The organism is Klebsiella sp. DY2415, from assembly GCF_026314315.1.
Taxonomy (GTDB): domain Bacteria; phylum Pseudomonadota; class Gammaproteobacteria; order Enterobacterales; family Enterobacteriaceae; genus Klebsiella; species Klebsiella ornithinolytica.
This window is the reverse complement of the sequence record NZ_CP111115.1, coordinates 1,526,528-1,543,500: the sequence shown is the minus strand read 5'-3', so window position 1 is coordinate 1,543,500 and position 16,973 is coordinate 1,526,528. Positions and strand designations below refer to the sequence as shown.

Sequence of the window (16,973 nt, the reverse complement as noted above, 5' to 3'; positions counted from 1 at the left end):
GAGGCGCTATGAGGATTCTGCTTACTGGCGGTACTGGCCTGATTGGCCGGCATCTGATCCCCCGGCTGCTGGAGCTTGGGCATCACGTAACGGTATCAACGCGCAGCCCGGAAAAAGCGCAAACCCGGCTGGATGCCCGCGTCACCTTGTGGCGCGGCTTCGAAGGCCATCATCACCTCAATGAGATTGATGCTGTCATCAATCTGGCAGGCGAACCTATCGCCGACAAACGCTGGACGGCGGAGCAAAAGCAGCGTCTGTGTCACAGCCGCTGGGATATCACTCAAAAGCTGGTAAATCTGTTCAACGCCAGCGATACGCCACCCGCCGTGCTGATCAGTGGCTCTGCCGTAGGCTTTTACGGCGATCTCGGGGAAGTTGTGGTGACCGAAGATGAGCCGCCGCACAATGAATTTACCCACAAACTCTGCGCCCGCTGGGAGCAGCTGGCCTGCGAGGCGCAAAGCGATCGCACCCGCGTCTGCCTGCTGCGCACCGGCGCGGTGCTGGCGCCGACGGGCGGGATCCTGGCCAAACTGATGCCGCTCTTCAGGCTTGGACTCGGCGGCCCTATTGGTAACGGCAGGCAGTATCTGGCCTGGATTCATATCGATGATATGGTCAACGGCATTCTGTGGCTGCTGGATAACGATCTCAGCGGGCCTTTCAATATGGTTTCCCCTTATCCGGTCCGCAATGAACAGTTTGCCCATTCTCTCGGGCATGCGCTGAATCGTCCAGCAATTTTCCGCGTACCGGCAACGGCGATTCGCCTGCTGATGGGAGAGTCGTCGGTACTGGTGCTCGGCGGGCAGCGGGCGTTGCCCCGGCGCCTGGAGGATGCCGGTTTTGGCTTCCGCTGGTACGATCTGGAAGAAGCGCTGGCCGACATGCTGCGCTAGTTCATTTCGCTCAGGGAGATCGCATCGGTCTCCCTGAACGATTACCTTGTGGAACCCACCTCACAGCGCGTAAAACGTGCCCGTTTAGCCCCGCCTTAATTGTGAATTCGCTTCCGGTGAATCTCCTCTCACTCTGTCATAACCCCCGCTCTACAACTCAACACCCCCAACCGTTGACAATCGTCAACACCTCATTCAGGATGACCAGGACCCAGCGATGAAGGAACATCCGGATAAACATATCAGAGCAGCCATTGACTACACGCTGGTGCAGGTCTGGATTTTTCACCCTGGCGGCAAAAGCGCCCACTGTTTTGGCCGGTTAATATGCGGTATGGCCCATCATCCGGAGTATATGATGAGCATCTGGAGTACACCTGCGGTACCCATTAACCACGCCCGGCAACTCATCAGAATGGTCGACCGCTGCCAGCCGCCTACAGCGAATAAAATTCACCACCAGAAGGATTTAACCATGGCGCTGTATAATTTTACGCTCACCCTCTCCGGCGTCACTGTTCATACCGAGGGGCTTGAGGATGCGCTGCATACGGCAGGCTGCGCTGATGCGCTGGTCTGTTTTTACGGAACCGCGGTCTATCTGGAGTTCGCTCGCGAAAGCGACTCTCTCGAGCGGGCCATTCTGTCAGCCATTGCCGATATCGAATCCGCACCGGCTCTGAACGCGCGGGTCGAATCCGTCGATTCCGCGCTGGTAGGATTAAGCGATATTGCCGAACTCGCCGGCCTGACGCGACAGGCCATTGCCCTGCTGAAAGATGGCGCGAGAGGTTCGGGCCAGTTTCCGGGACCGGTACAGCGCGTTAAGGGCAATTCGCCGCTGTGGCGCTGGAAAACCGTCGTCAGATGGCTGGTTATGGAGGGACGTCTTGCCGAAGACTCACCGCTGGTCGCCCACGCGGCAGTACTGGATAACCTCAACCTGGCGTTACAATTGAGGGCTACACCAGAGAGCAAAACCGTGCTGCGCTACCTTCGCGGGCTCGAAAATCAGCGCCAGGCTTCGCCGACGGTCGGTTAGACGCGTAAACATTCCGGCGCTTTATGGTGTTAAGGTGGCGGAGTCATTCACCTTTATGGACTGCTTTATGACAATACTCACTACTCCGCGCCTGCGCCTCTCGCCGTTTAGCTTATCCGACTGGCCTTTTTTCCTCCGTCTGCGTCGCGATCGTCAGGTCATGCGCTTTATGGGTGAAATGCTCGATGAACCCGCGCTGCGTACCCTGTTTGCCGCGCGCTGCGCGGATCCCGGCGTGTTTGTGCTGCGCGATAAAAAAGGTGTGGCCATCGGTGATATCGGCCTGCGCATCAGCAGTAAAAATCCGCATGAAGCCGATGTCGGATATGCCCTCATCCCGGAGGCGCAGGGTCAGGGATATGCCAGTGAAGCGCTGCGGGCGATATGTGATTACGGCTTTAGCCAGCTCGGCGTCAATGCGATCAACGCCTGGGTACTGGGTGACAATATCGGGTCGGCGCGTCTGCTGGAAAAACACGGTTTTGTGCGGATTCAGGTGCTGGAAAAAGCCTACCACCTGAACGGCGTCGATTACGATGACTGGGTATATCGGCTGGAGCGGTAATCTGCTCCCGGCGAGCGGTTTCGCCGGGAGAGACAGCAAGGCTTACTTCAAGGAGCCTTTCAGGAACTGCTGCAGGCGTGGGCTTTTCGGATTGCCGAACAGCTCATCCGGATGGCCTTCTTCTTCAATCTTGCCCTGATGCAGGAAAATGACGTGCGAAGAGACATGGCGCGCAAAGCCCATTTCATGGGTCACTACCACCATGGTTTTGCCCTCTTCCGCCAGCTTCTGCATGATACGCAGCACCTCCCCGACCAGTTCAGGATCAAGCGCGGAAGTCGGTTCGTCAAACAGCAGCACATCGGGCTCCATCGCCAGCGCACGCGCAATGGAGACGCGCTGCTGCTGACCGCCGGAGAGATGCACCGGGTATTTGATCTGCTGGCGCTCATCGATACCCACTTTCGCCAGATATTTCACCGCCCGCTCGCGCGCTTCCTGCTTGCTCAGCCCGAGAACCTGAATCGGCGCTTCCATGACGTTTTCCAGCACCGTCATATGGCTCCACAGATTGAAATGCTGGAACACCATCGTCAGGCGCGTACGCAGCAGACGCAGCTGGTTTTTATCCGCGACCTTCAGCTGGCCGTCTTTGTCGCGAACCAGACCAATATTCTGCCCGTTAACCACTATGGTGCCTTCGCTGGGCTTTTCCAGGAAGTTAATGCAGCGCAAAAAGGTACTTTTACCGGAACCCGATGAACCGATAATGCTGATAACGTCTCCGGCTTGCGCCCGTAACGAGACGCCTTTCAGCACCTCATGCTCGCCGTAACGTTTATGGAGATCGATAACATTTAATTTATTGTCGGACATGGCGGTCTCAATGCGTCGAAGAAGGTTTTATATGCTGCAACCAGCGCTTTTCCGCCTTGCGGAACAAGCTAATCAGCACATACGAAATAATTAAATAGAGCACCGCGGCAATCCCGAAGGCGGTGAACGGCTGATAGGTCGCCGAGTTAATATCCCTGGCGATTTTCAGCAGATCCGGCACGGTGGCAGTAAAAGCCAGCGCGGTGGAGTGCAGCATCAGAATCACTTCGTTGCTGTACGCTGGCAGCGCGATACGCAGCGCAGACGGCAAAATAATGCAGCGATACATTTTGACCGATGAGAAACCATAGGCCCGCGCCGCTTCAATTTCCCCGGGAGGGACGGAACGGATCGCCCCGGCAAAAATCTCCGTGGTATAGGCGCAGGTATTGAGCGTTAAGGCCAGCACCGTACAGTTGAGGCCGCTGCGGAAAAAGGCGTTCAGCAGCTCGGTGCCTTTGACGATTTCCAGCGTATACATCCCGGAGTAAAACACCAGCAGCTGTACGTACAGCGGCGTACCGCGGAACACATAGGTAAACAGCCAGATCGGAAACTGAATGTATTTATTGCTAGAGACACGACCGATAGCGAGAAATACTGCCAGTATGCCGCCCATCACCACCGAGGAGATCAGCAGCCACAGCGTGATAGCCACCCCGGTAAAGCGATAGCCGTCGGTCCACAGCAGCGATTTCCAGTACTCCTGAATAATCTCAATCACAGGTCAGCCCTCTTCACGCCCACGGAGTAACGGCGTTCAAGCAGCAGCAGTACACCATTGGAAACTGTGGTAAACACGAGATAAACCAGACCGCAGACGATCGCAAAGTAGAACGGCTGCCAGGTACTTTTCCCCGCCAGCTGGGTGGCTTTGACCACATCTTCCAGCCCCAGCAGAGAGACCAGCGCCGTTGCCTTGAGGATAACCTGCCAGTTGTTGCCAATTCCCGGTAACGCATAGCGCATCATTGCCGGAAAGAGGATCCGCCGGAAGGTCTGCCCGTTGCTGAAGCCAAAGGCCGTCGCCGCTTCGATGTGTCCTTTCGGAACCGCCATGAAAGCGCCGCGGAAGGTTTCAGTAAAATAGGCACCGTAGATAAAGCCCAGCGTAATAATCCCCGCGACCATTGGGTCAATATCAAACTGTGATAGTCCCAGTGCGTCGGTGAGCGTATTCAGCGCAATCTGCAGACCGTAGAAAATCAGCAGCATCAGCACCAGATCGGGCACGCCACGAATTAGCGTGGTGTAGCCTTCAAATACCAGCGCCAGCGGTCGATTGCTCGATAGCTTAGCTCCGGCACCCGCCAGACCAATGAGGACCGCCAGCACAACCGAACTAAGAGCCAGCTCCAGTGTGACAAGAGCGCCCTGTAAAATAACCTGTGAAAACCCGTACAGCATGCTGTCTGCCCTGTCTGTCATCGACCATCACGCGCCAATATGCGCGCGATGGGGTACGTATGATGCTTAGTCACCGTACACGTTAAAATCGAAATATTTTTTTGCCAGCTTGTCGTAGGTGCCATCTTTGCGCATATCCGCGAAGGCCTTATTTAACGCCTCGCGCAGCTCGTTGTCCCCTTTACGCAGGCCCATGCCGGTACCGACGCCAAACAGTTTTTCATCCTTAATCGATGGACCGCCAAACTGGTAATCTTTACCAACAGGCTGTTTGAGGAAGCCTTCACTCGCGGCGACTTCATCCTGGAACGCCGCGTCGATGCGCCCGGCGGTCAGGTCGGAATAGATATTGTCCTGGCCCTGATAAGAGACAATTTCAATCCCTTTCGGTGCCCAGTGCTCATTACCATAGGTCTCCTGGGTGGTCCCCTGAAGCACACCGATACGCTTGCCTTTCAGTTTCGCGAGATCCGGCGTGATATCACTGCCTTTTTTCACAACCAGACGGGAATCTGCAGCGTAAAGTTTGTCGGTGAAAGCAATTTCCTGCTGACGTTTTTCGGTAATGGACAACGAAGACATAATCGCATCGATTTTCTTCGCTTTTAAAGAGGGGATCAGCGCATCCAGCGGGTTTTCAACGAAGGTACATTGCGTATTGATACGCTTACACAGCTCTTTTGCCAAATCGATGTCAAAACCAATCAACTGACCCTGCGCATTTTTCGATTCGAACGGGGCATAAGTTGGATCGGTACCGATACGTAGTTTTTGCGGAATGGCTGCGAATACCGTGCTAACGCTGGAAAGGGCCAGCGCTAAAGAAAGAGACAACGCCAGTTTTTTCATAACTATCCTCAACAGACTGTCATTCTAACGAGTTTATTAGAAGTACTTACGGCAGTTATCGTGCCATTATTCGCCCCGGTAAGGCAAAGCATTCTGCGCCCGGAAGCCAATTATTTCGCACCATAAACGCTTAACTATGCATTAAGCGCCCGACAAAACCGCCTTTTATGCACCAAATCGGAACACCGCAGGCAAACTTGCACCAATTTAGTGCAATCGTGGACATGCGAAGTCCTCAGGCCCGGTTTCCCGGGCCAGCGGCGTGCTTAGTCACCGTAGACGTTGAAGTTGAAGTATTTCTTCGCCATTTTGTCGTAGGTCCCGTCTTTACGCATTTCAGCCAACGCACTGTCGAAAGCGGCTTTCAGCTCGCCATCGGTTTTACGCAGGCCAATGCCGGTACCATCACCGAAGAATTTTTTATCTTTGACAGAGGGACCGGCAAAGGCGAAATCTTTACCGGCAGGTTGTTTGAGGAAGCCTTCGCTGGCGGCGACTTCATCCTGCAGCGCAGCGTCAAGACGGCCGGCAGCAAGGTCGGAGTAGATCAGATCCTGGTTCTGGTAGGCAACGACATCCACGCCCTGGCTACGCCAGCGTTCATTGCCGTACGCTTCCTGAGTTGAACCCTGCAGTACCCCGACGTGTTTGCCCTTCAGGGATTCCAGCGTCGGCTGGATTGATGAACCTTTTGGCGCAATCAGACGGGAGTCAGCGGCATACAGCTTGTCAGAGAAGGCAATCTCCTGCTGACGTTTTTCAGTAATCGACAAGGAAGAGATAATGGCGTCAATTTTCTTCGCCTTCAGCGAAGGAATCAATGAATCAAAGTCGCTCCCCACCCAGGTACATTTTACTTTGATACGCGAGCACAGCTCGTTGCCCAAATCGATATCAAAACCAACGAAATCCCCTTTCGCATCCTTCGAAGAGAAAGGCGCGTAGGTGGCATCGGTACCGATACGAATGCTTTGCGGAAGCGCGGCAAAAACGCTGGAAGCGCTGCTGATTCCCATGATTAAAGAGAGGGCCAGGATCGTCTTCTTCATACAATACCCTTAAGTGTCGTGATGTTGTTATATGGTGCGTTGCTTCGTTATGTGTAGCCGACTCATCCTGCAGGTTTTATGCCATCTTCTCAGTGCGTGCTGGAAACAGCGTTAAATTTGTTAATATAAAGTTGCAGGATTGTCTTAAGAGGGAAGATAACAGCATTGACGGACAAACCGCAGTGGCCGAACGCAAAAAAACAAATTAAATGTTGAGGATTTGATCGGGGCGACAAAATTGCACTGCGGAGGCGCAAAAGTTCACGGCACGCACTACTTTAGTGCGCCTGAAGGTCCCTGCCAACGGGTAAAAAGATCCTGCGGAAGGGTAATATCGAACTGATCGATAACCCGGTTGACCGTCTGGTTAATCACATCGTCGAGGGTTTGCGGGCGATGGTAGAAAGCCGGAACCGGCGGCATAATCACCGCGCCCATCTCTGCGGCCTGCACCAGCAGGCGCAGATGACCAAGATGGAACGGCGTTTCCCGCACGCACAGGACCAGCGGACGACGCTCTTTGAGGACCACGTCCGCCGCACGGGTCAGCAGACCATCGGTATAGCTGTGAACAATTCCGGAAAGCGTTTTCACCGAGCAAGGCAGTATCGCCATGCCGGCGGTCTTAAACGACCCCGACGAGATACTGGCGGCGATATCGCGCGCATCATGTACCACATCCGCCAGCGCCTGCACTTCCCGTAGAGAATAGTCGGTCTCCAGCGCCAGCGTCTGCCGCGCTGCCTGGCTCATGATCAGATGCGTTTCGACATCAGGCACATCGCGTAAAATCTGAAGCAGTCGCACACCGTAAATGGCGCCGCTGGCGCCGGAGATACCAATAATAAGTCGTTTCACGATGATTGCCTCTTCCACATAATGGGGCAGACTTTGCCGGATTATAGCACCGGACGCAAGCCTTACGGCCACGCGGCAAAAACACAAAAGCCCGCGGTCGGATGACGGCGGGCTTTTCACAACGCTCGGGTTAATTAGCCTTCGTTGTGCATCTCCAGGTTTTCCACTTCGTTCAGACGCTGCACCGCTTTCGCATCGTCATTACGTAAGGAGTCGAGATAATCGAGGTACTGCTGGTCCACATCCTTAGTGACGTACACGCCGTTAAATACCGAACATTCAAACTGCTGAATATCCGGATTTTCCACACGTACAGCCTCAATCAGATCGTTCAGATCCTGGAAGATAAGGCCATCCGCGCCAATGATCTGGCGGATTTCGTCCACTTCGCGACCGTGGGCAATAAGCTCGGTTGCCGTCGGCATATCAATGCCATAAACGTTCGGGAAACGAATCTCTGGCGCTGCGGAAGCCAGATAGACCTTTTTCGCGCCGGCTTCGCGCGCCATCTCAATAATCTGTTCCGAGGTGGTCCCACGCACGATGGAGTCATCCACCAGCAGCACGTTTTTATCCCGGAACTCCGCGCGGTTGGCATTAAGCTTACGACGCACCGACTTCCGGCGCAGCTGCTGGCCCGGCATGATGAAGGTCCGGCCGACGTAACGGTTTTTCACGAAGCCCTGGCGATAAGGCTTATCGAGGATACGGGCAATTTCCAGCGCGATATCGCAGGAAGTTTCCGGAATCGGAATGACCACGTCAATGTCCAGATCTTCCCATTCACGAGCGATCTTCTCACCCAGTTTGGTGCCCATATTGACGCGCGCGCTGTAGACGGAAATCTTGTCGATAAACGAGTCCGGGCGAGCAAAATAGACGTACTCAAAGAGGCACGGGTTGCTGACCGGATTCTCCGCGCACTGACGGGTAAACAGCTGGCCCTTCTCGGTAATATAGACCGCTTCACCCGGCGCCACATCGCGCAGGAATTCGAAGCCCAGGGTATCCAGCGCCACGCTCTCGGAGGCCACCATATACTCGGTACGACCATCGCCAACATCACGTTTCCCCAACACCAGAGGGCGGATGCCGTTTGGATCGCGGAAGGCAACCATACCGTGACCAATGATCATCGCCACGCAGGCGTAGGCACCGCGGATTTGACGGTTCGTCGCAGCGATCGCGGCAAAAATGTTATCTGCTTCCAGAGGATAATGACGGAAGTTATCCAGCTCGCTGGCGAAGATGTTGAGCAGGATTTCAGAATCGGAAGTGGTGTTGATATGGCGGCGTTTTTCTTCAAACAGCTTCTTACGCAGCTCGTGCGCGTTGGTCAGATTGCCGTTATGCGCCAACGTAATACCATACGGTGAGTTGACGTAGAAAGGCTGCGCCTCGGAGGCACTTGAACTGCCCGCCGTAGGATAGCGAACATGGCCAATCCCCATATTGCCCTGCATACGCTGCATGTGGCGAGCTTCAAAAACGTCGCTCACCAGCCCGTTCGCCTTACGCAAACGGAAACAGTTATTTGCATCAATAGTGATGATGCCTGCGGCATCCTGGCCACGATGCTGAAGCACCGTTAACGCGTCATAAATCGACTGGTTTACCGGCATAACACCGGCGATACCGACAATACCGCACATACGTCTTTTCCTCGTTCAGCCACATCCCAACGCTTATGCTTTGGGCAAGAAACTTGACGAGCTTTGCAGATAGTCAAAAAACCATCTGATAACGAAACTGAACTGCGGGATAAGCTCTGACTTTTGCCAGTCTTCGCTTTTCGCCATACCGGTAAAACTATCGAGAAAGAACAGAATCGCAGAGACAATCAGCACGCCACGCAGGGCGCCAAAACAGATCCCTAACACCCTGTCGGTACCCGACAGGCCCGTTTTCTCAACCAGTGCGCCAATCACATAGTTAACGATGGCGCCAACGATAAGCGTTGCGATAAACAGTATCGCGATAGCAATCCCATTGCGGACCATTTCGTCTTCAAAGCCCGTGAACCAGACAGCCAGGTAAGTGTAGTAATGACTGGCGACAAAGAAAGCACATCCCCAGGTTACCAGCGATAACGCTTCACGAACAAAGCCGCGGATCAGGCTTACCAGACAGGAAAAACCAATCACCGCTATAATGACGTAATCAATCCAGACCATAAACATCCCACGATTTACGCCCTGTCATCCGGTTCGGGGCGCATTCTAACAGAAAAAGAAAACGTTTGCGTAGGGATTTCCGTGCCCTACAGAAATAAAAATGGCGCTGAAAAAACATTCAACGCCATGCTGTCTTGCGCCTCCTGAAAGCACGTCAGACAGGAGCTTCGCCCCTCACCAGCGCGGCGAGGGACAAGATTAGTTGGGGCTATATCCCATGACCACACCGCTCAGGCCGGAGATCTGTTTCAGGTCGCCAAGCTGCCCTTTCAGTTTATCTTTTGAGGTATCGGGACCGACCAGAATACGGGTAATTTTACCTTGAACCGGCGTCGAAGGCGACGTGTAGACCTTAAACCCGGAGGAGCGCAGCTTACCGACGATTTCATTGACCTTATCCGCATTCTTCAACGCACCGAGCTGCACCACATAGGCTTTGCCGGTCGGAGCAGGTATCTCGGCCGGTTTCGCCGGCGGCGTCTGGGCAACGGTTTGTTGCTGCGGCTGCGGCTTCTCCACCGGCTTCGACGGCTGAGGCTGCGGTTTCGGTTGAGGCTGCGGTTTGGGCTGCGGCTTCGGTGCGACCACCGGCTCCTGCACATCATCGAAACTGTTGCTGTTAACCGGGATACGCGACGGATCCAATGACGGCGCCGCGGCGTCTCCCGCTCTGACCTCTTCCGCCGCCCCTTCCGGCGGTTGAGCCGGAAGAGCCTGAGTCGCCGCCGGCAGCATATCCGGCTCATCGCGATCGCCCGGTTTTGGCACCAGTGGAATTGCCGCGAATTCGTCCTGATAATGCTTTTTCTGACCATCAAGCAGCCCCGGGAGGATAATCACCCCCAGCGCGACCAGCACAATCGTCCCGACTAAACGGTTCTGAAACTTACTCGCCACCGATTCTCCCCGCCTCTATTTCTTCCATTACATGCGCCACCGTATGGAATGAACCACACACCAGCACCGTATCTTCCGGTCTGGCATCGGCCATCGCCGCATGCCAGGCCTGAGCCACGTTGGCGTAAGCTTTTCCTGCCTGCAAATGCTCCTGCAGCTGTTGCGCCGTTGCACCACGCGGCCCTTCCAGAGGCGCACAGTACCAGCTATCCACTTCCGCCGTCAGGTTTGCCAGCGTGCCGGCAATATCCTTATCATGCAGCATACCAACAACCGCCAGCACGCGCCCCGTTTTCGACAGGCTTTTGAGACGTCCGGCGAGCCAGGCTGCCGCATGGGGGTTATGCGCCACATCGAGAATCACGCGCGGCGTTTCGCTGATTATCTGAAAACGCCCCGGCAGCATCGCCTGTTTAATACCGTCGCGAATTGCCCGATCGCTCACCTGGAGTCGGCTGGCTCGCAGCGCCGCCAGCGCCGTGGCGGCATTCGGCAGCGGAATCTGAGGCAACGGTAAATCCGCCAGTGTCCCCTCTCCGTCACTGAATGACCACGTCTGCTCGCCGGCGACATAGCGCCAGTCGACGTCGCGACGCAGAAGCGTTGCCCCTTTCCCGGCGGCCACCTCGGCGATGGTATGGGGCATCTCCGGTTCACCAACGACGGCCGGTTTGCCGGCACGGAAAATACCGGCCTTCTCACGGCCAATGCTTTCCCGATCCGGTCCCAGCCAGTCAGTATGATCCAGGGCGATGCTGGTTACCACCGCCACATCCGCATCGACGATGTTGGTGGCATCAAGACGCCCGCCGAGACCAACCTCAAGGATCACCACGTCGAGCTGCGCCTGCTTAAACAACCACAGGGCAGAGAGCGTGCCAAACTCGAAATAGCTCAGGGAAATCTCACCGCGCGCCGCTTCAATTTCAGCAAAAGAGGCGGTATGCGCCGCTTCCGGCAGCTCCACGCCCTGTACGCGTACGCGCTCGGTATAGCGCACCAGATGCGGCGAACTGTAAACCCCAACCTTGTAGCCCGCCGCGATCAGCACAGACTCCAGCGTGCGGCAGGTGGTTCCTTTACCGTTGGTTCCCGCCACCGTGAAGACGAACGGCGCAGGCTTTAACACCGCCATCCGTTCGGCGACTTCGCTCACGCGGGTCAGCCCCAGATCGATGGTTTTACTGTGCAGATGTTCCAGATAGGAAAGCCACGTAGCCAGGGGCGACGTGGCCTGAGGAATAGGTTCTTTTTCCATGATGTCCGCGAGTGTTAACGGTAAATACGCTTCATCCTTCAAACTGCCTCTTGCCGGCAGCGCTCGTCACCCGCGCTGTCCATTGGACCGGGCCCTGACGGGGCTTTAGCCTTTCCGCCGCGCCGCAGTTTGAATGATGGCGCATAGAATTAAAAAAGGGCAGCGCCGTCAGGCCTGCCCTCCGAATTATCAGGCCTCTGGTTCCTGATCCGGTGCCGGTGGCACCACCTCACCTTCGTGAGAGACGTCCTGGCTGGGTGCCGGAAGATTCATCAGCTTCGCCAGAATGCTGGCCAGCTTCAGACGCATTTCCGGGCGACGAACGATCATATCGATCGCCCCTTTTTCAATCAGGAACTCACTGCGCTGGAAGCCCGGCGGCAGTTTCTCACGTACGGTCTGCTCGATAACGCGAGGCCCCGCAAAGCCGATCAGCGCTTTCGGTTCCGCGATATTGAGATCGCCCAGCATGGCGAAGCTCGCCGATACGCCGCCCATGGTCGGGTCGGTCAGTACGGAGATATACGGTAAACCGCGCTCCTGCATTTTCGCCAGCGCGGCTGAGGTTTTCGCCATCTGCATCAGCGACATCAGCGCTTCCTGCATACGCGCGCCGCCGGAAGCGGAGAAGCAAATCAGCGGGCAATTATCTTCCAGCGCCTGTTCTACCGCGCGCACGAAGCGAGCGCCAACCACCGAGCCCATCGAGCCGCCCATAAAGGAGAATTCGAATGCTGCTGCGACAACCGGCATCTCGTGCAGAGTGCCCTTCATGACCACCAGCGCATCTTTTTCACCGGTCTCTTTTTGAGCGGACGCCAGACGGTCTTTGTATTTTTTCGAATCGCGGAACTTCAGCACATCTTTCGGCTCGAGCTCGCTTCCCAGCTCCACCAGGGAACCTTCGTCCAACAGGCTATGCAGGCGATTACGCGCCGACATACGCATGTGGTGATCGCACTTAGGGCAAACCTCCAGGTTGCGCTCCAGCTCTGCGCGGTACAGAACCTGCCCGCAGCTGTCGCACTTAGTCCATACACCCTCAGGAATGCTTGCCTTGCGGGTGGGAGTGATATTGCTTTTAATTCGTTCAATCCAGCTCATTGATAACCTTTCTGCCTGAACCTGGTCGATGCCAGTTTTGTCGTAAGGGGCGCATAATGCCATTTTTGACCCTTACAGACCATGAATGTTGCACATTAAATCATAACATCCCGTAACATGGGATAAAAAAGTGGTCGTACCGCTCACACTTCCCTCTTCGGGCAGCAGGCTGCTGCCCAACGCAGATAAAAGCAGGAGGGTTATTTCGTCTGCTTCGCCGCCGCGCGCTTGTGGCGAATAATTTCAATGACCCCAGGCAGCACCGACAGAACAATAATGGCGACAATCAGCAGCTTCAGGTTTTCCTGAACGATCGGCAAATCGCCAAACAGATAGCCTGCATAGGTAAACAGCAGAACCCACAGCAGCGCGCCAACCACGTTATACGCGGCAAAATGACGATAGGACATATGGCCCATTCCCGCCACAAACGGTGCGAAGGTTCTGACGATCGGCACAAAACGCGCAAGAATAATCGTTTTGCCGCCGTGACGCTCATAGAACGAATGGGTTTTATCCAGGTAGCTACGTCGGAAAATCTTCGAATCAGGATTACTGAAGAGCTTTTCGCCAAACAGCCGTCCGATAGTATAGTTCAGCGCATCGCCGACAATGGCCGCAATGACCATCAATGCCACCATCAGATGCACGTTCAGATCGTTCGTCGGCAGCGCCGACAGCGCGCCGGCCACGAACAGCAGCGAATCGCCGGGCAGGAATGGCGTCACTACCAGACCCGTTTCACAGAACAGAATCAAAAACAGAATGGCGTATACCCAGACGCCATAACTGGCAACCAGCTCAGCCAGATGAACATCAATATGCAGGATGAAATCAATTAAAAAGCGAATCAGGTCCATATTGTATGAGTCCTTAATGACACGACACAAAATCGGCCAGGATGCCGTGCGACAACAAACCGCTCGTTTCCGGTCGTAGAAATAATTCCCCGACCGGAACGCTCAGATGCGGCCAACAAGCGGGCAGCCTGAAGGATAAAGCGTTAATGTTAGTCCGCCAGAAACAGCGGGCCCATCGGCATCACCGGCAGATCGTAGCGGGCCGGATAATCTACCGACACCAGATACAACCCTTCTGCTTTTGCCGTCGCGGCGGCCAGCTTCCTGTCTTTCGCCGCCAGAAGTTCTGCTATCCAGCTCTCTGGCTGGTTCCCGGCCCCTACTTCCATCAGGCTGCCGACAATGTTCCTTACCATATGATGTACAAAGGCATTCGCTTTGATATCCACCACCACATACGCGCCATACCGCGTGACGCTAATATGGTTAATATTTCGCCACGGCGTGCGCGACTGACACTGCACCGCGCGAAATGAGGTGAAATCATTTTCACCCAGCAAACACTGGGCGGCGCGCTGCATCCGCTCCGCATCCAGAGGCTGATGATAATGGGTGACGCCCTGGCTTAACACCGCCGGACGCAGACGGTGATTATAGATGACGTAACGGTAGCGACGCGCGGTGGCGCTGAAGCGGGCGTGAAAATCGTCCGGGACATGTTTCACCCAACGGACGGCGATATCGCCCGGCAAATTCGCATTGACCCCCAGCGTCCAGGCCGCGTCTTTGCGCAGCGCGTGGGTCTCAAAATGCACAACCTGGCCGGTGCCATGAACACCGGCGTCGGTGCGACCGGCGCAGAATACGTTAATCGGTTCATTTGCCACCTGCGAGAGCGCCTTTTCCAGCTTCTCCTGCACGCTGCGAACTTCGTTTTGCCGCTGCCAGCCGTAATATTTGCTGCCGTCGTACTCGATGCCCAGCGCGATTTTATAGACCGGCTGCTGCTCCATCTCAGACATCAGTACAAATACTCCTGCACCAGTTTCTCCGCGATTTTCACCGCCATCAGCGCGCCGCCGAAGCGGACGTTATCGGCAACGGACCAGAACTGAATCTGTTCCGGCATGCCGTAATCATTGCGTACACAGCCGACGGAGAGTTGCGCAGTACCTGAAGCATCGCCGACCTGAGTCGGGAATTCGCGCTCGGCGGAGAGCTCAATATCTTCGCCGCGAGTGAAGGCATCGCGAGCCTCTTCCGCCGCCAGCGGACGCATCGCTTCGAAGTTCACCATCTGCGCATGACCGTAGAACACCGGCGACTGCACGACGCTGGCTGAAACCATCAATCCTTCATCCTGGAGGATCTTACGAACTTCATCGACAATACGGCGCTCTTCGCGCACGCTACCTTCACGATCCGGCAGCAGCGGCAGCATGTTAAACGCCAGCTGACGGCCAAAGAAATCTTCATCATCGATTGGCATACCGTTGAGCAGCTTCGCGCTCTGCCCCGCCAGCGCATCAACGGCTTTTTTACCGTATGCGGAAGCGGAGATCAGGCTGGTCACGCTGATACGCGACAGGCCGCCTTCATCGATCAGCGGTTTCAGCGCCGTCAGCAGCTGGCTGGTCAGGCTGTTGGCGACGGCGATGACGTTGCGATTGCGATAATCGGCCAGCACAAACGGGTTCACTTCCGGCACAACCAGCGGTACGTCCGGCTCCAGCGCAAACAGACCGCTGAGATCGATAACCAGACAACCGGCATTGGTCGCCTCATCAACATAGGCCGCCGTCGCTTCAACGCCGGCGGCAAAAAAGGCCAGCTGTACCTGGGTCCAGTCAAATACGGCAGCATCCTGCACGATCACCGACTTACCGCTAAAACGCAGATGCTCTCCCGCGCTCTCATTGCGCGCCAGCGCATAGATATCACCCACCGGGAACTGACGTTCAGCAAGGGTGTCGAGCAGGGCTTCGCCGACGGCGCCCGTTGCGCCCAGTACGGCAATATTCCAGCCTTCAGACATGGTGGTTTACTCCAGAGAAAAGCGACCCTGCCGGAGTATCCAACAGGGTCATTAAGAAGACATTAACGAATGGGGTGATGTACGGCATTAAAACCGAGCTGACGCAGCAGCGTCGCCGCCTGCACATCGCTGCACTGCACGTACAGTGATGACCATTCGCGGCGTTCCTGATAATTTTTGCGCAGCTTGTCAAACTCACCCGGCACGCCGGCCACTTTTCGCAGCGGCGCATCATCGCGGCGCACATCATACACCAAATGCACCAATCGTTTCAGCGTTGGCTGATCGAGCGCGCCGTGCAGGGTAATGCGGCCAAACTCCGGGGCGGGCAGCAACGTGTCCAGCGCCACCTGTTGCGGATGGCCGATAAAGGCGCTGTAGGCTTCAAACACCTGCGTCGTCCCGCGCGCTTTGCCTTCGAGGGTGTAGCCCGCGATGTGCGCGGTGCCAATATCTACGCGATCCAGCAGCGCAAGGTTCAAATCCGGCTCAGGTTCCCAGACATCAAGCACGACGCTCAACGCCTGCCCGCTTTGCAGACAGGCCAGCAGCGCGCCGTTATCCACCACCGGTCCGCGGCAGGCATTGATCAGTACGCTTCCCGGTTTCAGACGGCGAATCAGCGCCTCATCCGCCAGATGCAGGGTTTTGTAACGACCTTCTTTATATAAAGGCGTGTGGAACGTCAGAACGTCCGCTTCCTCTACCAGCTCATCCAGGGTACGGAAGTCGCCTTCATCGCCCCGGTCGGCACGCGGCGGATCGCACAGCAGCGTTTTGATCCCCAGCGCTTCCAGACGCTTTTGCAGGCGCCCACCGACGTTGCCAACGCCGACGATGCCGACGGTACGATCGGTCAGCGCGAAACCGTCGCGCTCAGCCAGCATCAGCAGCGCCGAGAAAACATATTCTACGACCGCTATCGCATTGCAACCGGGCGCGGCAGAAAAGCCAATTCCGGCCTGCTGCAGCCACGTCTGATCGACATGATCGGTACCGGCTGTCGCGGTGCCCACGAATTTAATTGCCTTGCCGGCGAGCAGCGCTTCATTGACTTTCGTGACCGAGCGAACCATCAACGCATCGGCGCCGGTCAGCGCGTCGACGGGGACGGGACGGCCGGGGACCGCCTCGACTTCGCCCAGGCGACTAAAAAGCTCGCGGGCATAGGGCATATTTTCATCAACGAGGATTTTCACGGTTCAGTACCTGTCTGA

18 protein-coding genes are annotated in these 16,973 nt (G+C 55.9%); 3 read left to right on the top strand and 15 right to left on the bottom strand.

Annotated elements, in window-relative coordinates:
- The first annotated feature begins 8 nt into the window (after positions 1-8).
- From OQV00_RS07330 to OQV00_RS07320, 3 genes are all read left to right on the top strand, one after another.
- A complete protein-coding gene (locus OQV00_RS07330) occupies positions 9-902 on the top strand; it encodes a TIGR01777 family oxidoreductase (protein WP_015583780.1) in 894 nt (297 codons plus the stop codon).
- 475 nt (positions 903-1,377) lie between these two features.
- Positions 1,378-1,944, top strand: a complete 567-nt coding sequence (locus OQV00_RS07325; RefSeq protein WP_032718026.1) for a hypothetical protein — start codon at positions 1,378-1,380, stop codon at positions 1,942-1,944.
- Between the two features lie 67 nt (positions 1,945-2,011).
- Entirely contained in the window at positions 2,012-2,509 is a 498-nt protein-coding gene (locus OQV00_RS07320; RefSeq protein WP_032718027.1) for a GNAT family N-acetyltransferase, read from the top strand.
- A gap of 42 nt (positions 2,510-2,551) precedes the next feature.
- Here OQV00_RS07320 and hisP read toward each other — a convergent pair whose 3' ends face one another.
- The 15 genes from hisP to pdxB all read right to left on the bottom strand — a co-directional run bounded on the left by hisP (position 2,552) and on the right by pdxB (position 16,955).
- Complete coding sequence (gene hisP / locus OQV00_RS07315) at positions 2,552-3,325, bottom strand: histidine ABC transporter ATP-binding protein HisP (RefSeq protein ID WP_015583777.1); 774 nt, start codon at positions 3,323-3,325, stop codon at positions 2,552-2,554.
- A gap of 7 nt (positions 3,326-3,332) precedes the next feature.
- Entirely contained in the window at positions 3,333-4,049 is a 717-nt protein-coding gene (gene hisM / locus OQV00_RS07310; protein WP_004865184.1) for a histidine ABC transporter permease HisM, read from the bottom strand.
- Complete coding sequence (locus OQV00_RS07305; protein WP_015583776.1) at positions 4,046-4,732, bottom strand: histidine ABC transporter permease HisQ; 687 nt, start codon at positions 4,730-4,732, stop codon at positions 4,046-4,048. Before OQV00_RS07305 ends, hisM begins: the two co-directional genes overlap by 4 nt.
- A 66-nt stretch (positions 4,733-4,798) precedes the next feature.
- A complete protein-coding gene (gene hisJ / locus OQV00_RS07300) occupies positions 4,799-5,581 on the bottom strand; it encodes a histidine ABC transporter substrate-binding protein HisJ (protein WP_137056018.1) in 783 nt (260 codons plus the stop codon).
- 266 nt (positions 5,582-5,847) lie between these two features.
- A complete protein-coding gene (gene argT, locus OQV00_RS07295; RefSeq protein WP_004865192.1) occupies positions 5,848-6,630 on the bottom strand; it encodes a lysine/arginine/ornithine ABC transporter substrate-binding protein ArgT in 783 nt (260 codons plus the stop codon).
- Positions 6,631-6,903: 273 nt separating this feature from the next.
- Positions 6,904-7,488, bottom strand: coding sequence for a UbiX family flavin prenyltransferase (locus OQV00_RS07290; protein ID WP_015583774.1), 585 nt, complete (start codon positions 7,486-7,488; stop codon positions 6,904-6,906).
- Between the two features lie 134 nt (positions 7,489-7,622).
- On the bottom strand, positions 7,623-9,140 hold the full coding sequence (gene purF, locus OQV00_RS07285; RefSeq protein WP_015583773.1) for an amidophosphoribosyltransferase: 1,518 nt from the start codon (positions 9,138-9,140) through the stop codon (positions 7,623-7,625).
- Positions 9,141-9,173: 33 nt separating this feature from the next.
- Complete coding sequence (gene cvpA, locus OQV00_RS07280; protein WP_004865201.1) at positions 9,174-9,662, bottom strand: colicin V production protein; 489 nt, start codon at positions 9,660-9,662, stop codon at positions 9,174-9,176.
- Positions 9,663-9,860: 198 nt separating this feature from the next.
- The gene (dedD, locus tag OQV00_RS07275) at positions 9,861-10,559 is read right to left on the bottom strand and encodes a cell division protein DedD (protein WP_044350107.1); all 699 of its coding nucleotides are present in this window, start codon (positions 10,557-10,559) and stop codon (positions 9,861-9,863) included.
- On the bottom strand, positions 10,549-11,817 hold the full coding sequence (gene folC, locus OQV00_RS07270; protein WP_163980596.1) for a bifunctional tetrahydrofolate synthase/dihydrofolate synthase: 1,269 nt from the start codon (positions 11,815-11,817) through the stop codon (positions 10,549-10,551). The genes dedD and folC overlap by 11 nt, the downstream gene beginning before the upstream one ends.
- 189 nt (positions 11,818-12,006) lie before the next feature.
- A complete protein-coding gene (gene accD / locus OQV00_RS07265; protein WP_015583770.1) occupies positions 12,007-12,921 on the bottom strand; it encodes an acetyl-CoA carboxylase, carboxyltransferase subunit beta in 915 nt (304 codons plus the stop codon).
- A 200-nt stretch (positions 12,922-13,121) separates the two neighbouring features.
- Positions 13,122-13,781, bottom strand: coding sequence for a DedA family protein (locus OQV00_RS07260; RefSeq protein ID WP_015583769.1), 660 nt, complete (start codon positions 13,779-13,781; stop codon positions 13,122-13,124).
- 149 nt (positions 13,782-13,930) lie between these two features.
- Positions 13,931-14,743 (bottom strand): tRNA pseudouridine(38-40) synthase TruA, encoded by an 813-nt coding sequence (gene truA / locus OQV00_RS07255; protein WP_015583768.1) that lies wholly within the window; start codon positions 14,741-14,743, stop codon positions 13,931-13,933.
- Positions 14,743-15,756, bottom strand: coding sequence for an aspartate-semialdehyde dehydrogenase (locus OQV00_RS07250; protein WP_015583767.1), 1,014 nt, complete (start codon positions 15,754-15,756; stop codon positions 14,743-14,745). Before OQV00_RS07250 ends, truA begins: the two co-directional genes overlap by 1 nt.
- Positions 15,757-15,818: 62 nt before the next feature.
- Entirely contained in the window at positions 15,819-16,955 is a 1,137-nt protein-coding gene (gene pdxB / locus OQV00_RS07245) for a 4-phosphoerythronate dehydrogenase PdxB (RefSeq protein ID WP_048023246.1), read from the bottom strand.
- Positions 16,956-16,973 lie beyond the last annotated feature (18 nt).

Excerpts from the sequence above, each read along its gene's own strand:
- hisP (WP_015583777.1), bottom strand. The coding sequence starts at position 3,325 with ATGTCCGACAATAAATTAAATGTTATCGATCTCCATAAACGTTACGGC.
- OQV00_RS07320 (WP_032718027.1), top strand. The coding sequence starts at position 2,012 with ATGACAATACTCACTACTCCGCGCCTGCGCCTCTCGCCGTTTAGCTTA.
- argT (WP_004865192.1), bottom strand. The coding sequence starts at position 6,630 with ATGAAGAAGACGATCCTGGCCCTCTCTTTAATCATGGGAATCAGCAGC.
- OQV00_RS07305 (WP_015583776.1), bottom strand. The coding sequence starts at position 4,732 with ATGCTGTACGGGTTTTCACAGGTTATTTTACAGGGCGCTCTTGTCACA.
- hisJ (WP_137056018.1), bottom strand. The coding sequence starts at position 5,581 with ATGAAAAAACTGGCGTTGTCTCTTTCTTTAGCGCTGGCCCTTTCCAGC.
- folC (WP_163980596.1), bottom strand. The coding sequence starts at position 11,817 with ATGGAAAAAGAACCTATTCCTCAGGCCACGTCGCCCCTGGCTACGTGG.
- cvpA (WP_004865201.1), bottom strand. The coding sequence starts at position 9,662 with ATGGTCTGGATTGATTACGTCATTATAGCGGTGATTGGTTTTTCCTGT.
- truA (WP_015583768.1), bottom strand. The coding sequence starts at position 14,743 with ATGTCTGAGATGGAGCAGCAGCCGGTCTATAAAATCGCGCTGGGCATC.
- OQV00_RS07260 (WP_015583769.1), bottom strand. The coding sequence starts at position 13,781 with ATGGACCTGATTCGCTTTTTAATTGATTTCATCCTGCATATTGATGTT.
- OQV00_RS07325 (WP_032718026.1), top strand. The coding sequence starts at position 1,378 with ATGGCGCTGTATAATTTTACGCTCACCCTCTCCGGCGTCACTGTTCAT.
- OQV00_RS07330 (WP_015583780.1), top strand. The coding sequence starts at position 9 with ATGAGGATTCTGCTTACTGGCGGTACTGGCCTGATTGGCCGGCATCTG.
- accD (WP_015583770.1), bottom strand. The coding sequence starts at position 12,921 with ATGAGCTGGATTGAACGAATTAAAAGCAATATCACTCCCACCCGCAAG.
- OQV00_RS07250 (WP_015583767.1), bottom strand. The coding sequence starts at position 15,756 with ATGTCTGAAGGCTGGAATATTGCCGTACTGGGCGCAACGGGCGCCGTC.
- purF (WP_015583773.1), bottom strand. The coding sequence starts at position 9,140 with ATGTGCGGTATTGTCGGTATCGCCGGTGTTATGCCGGTAAACCAGTCG.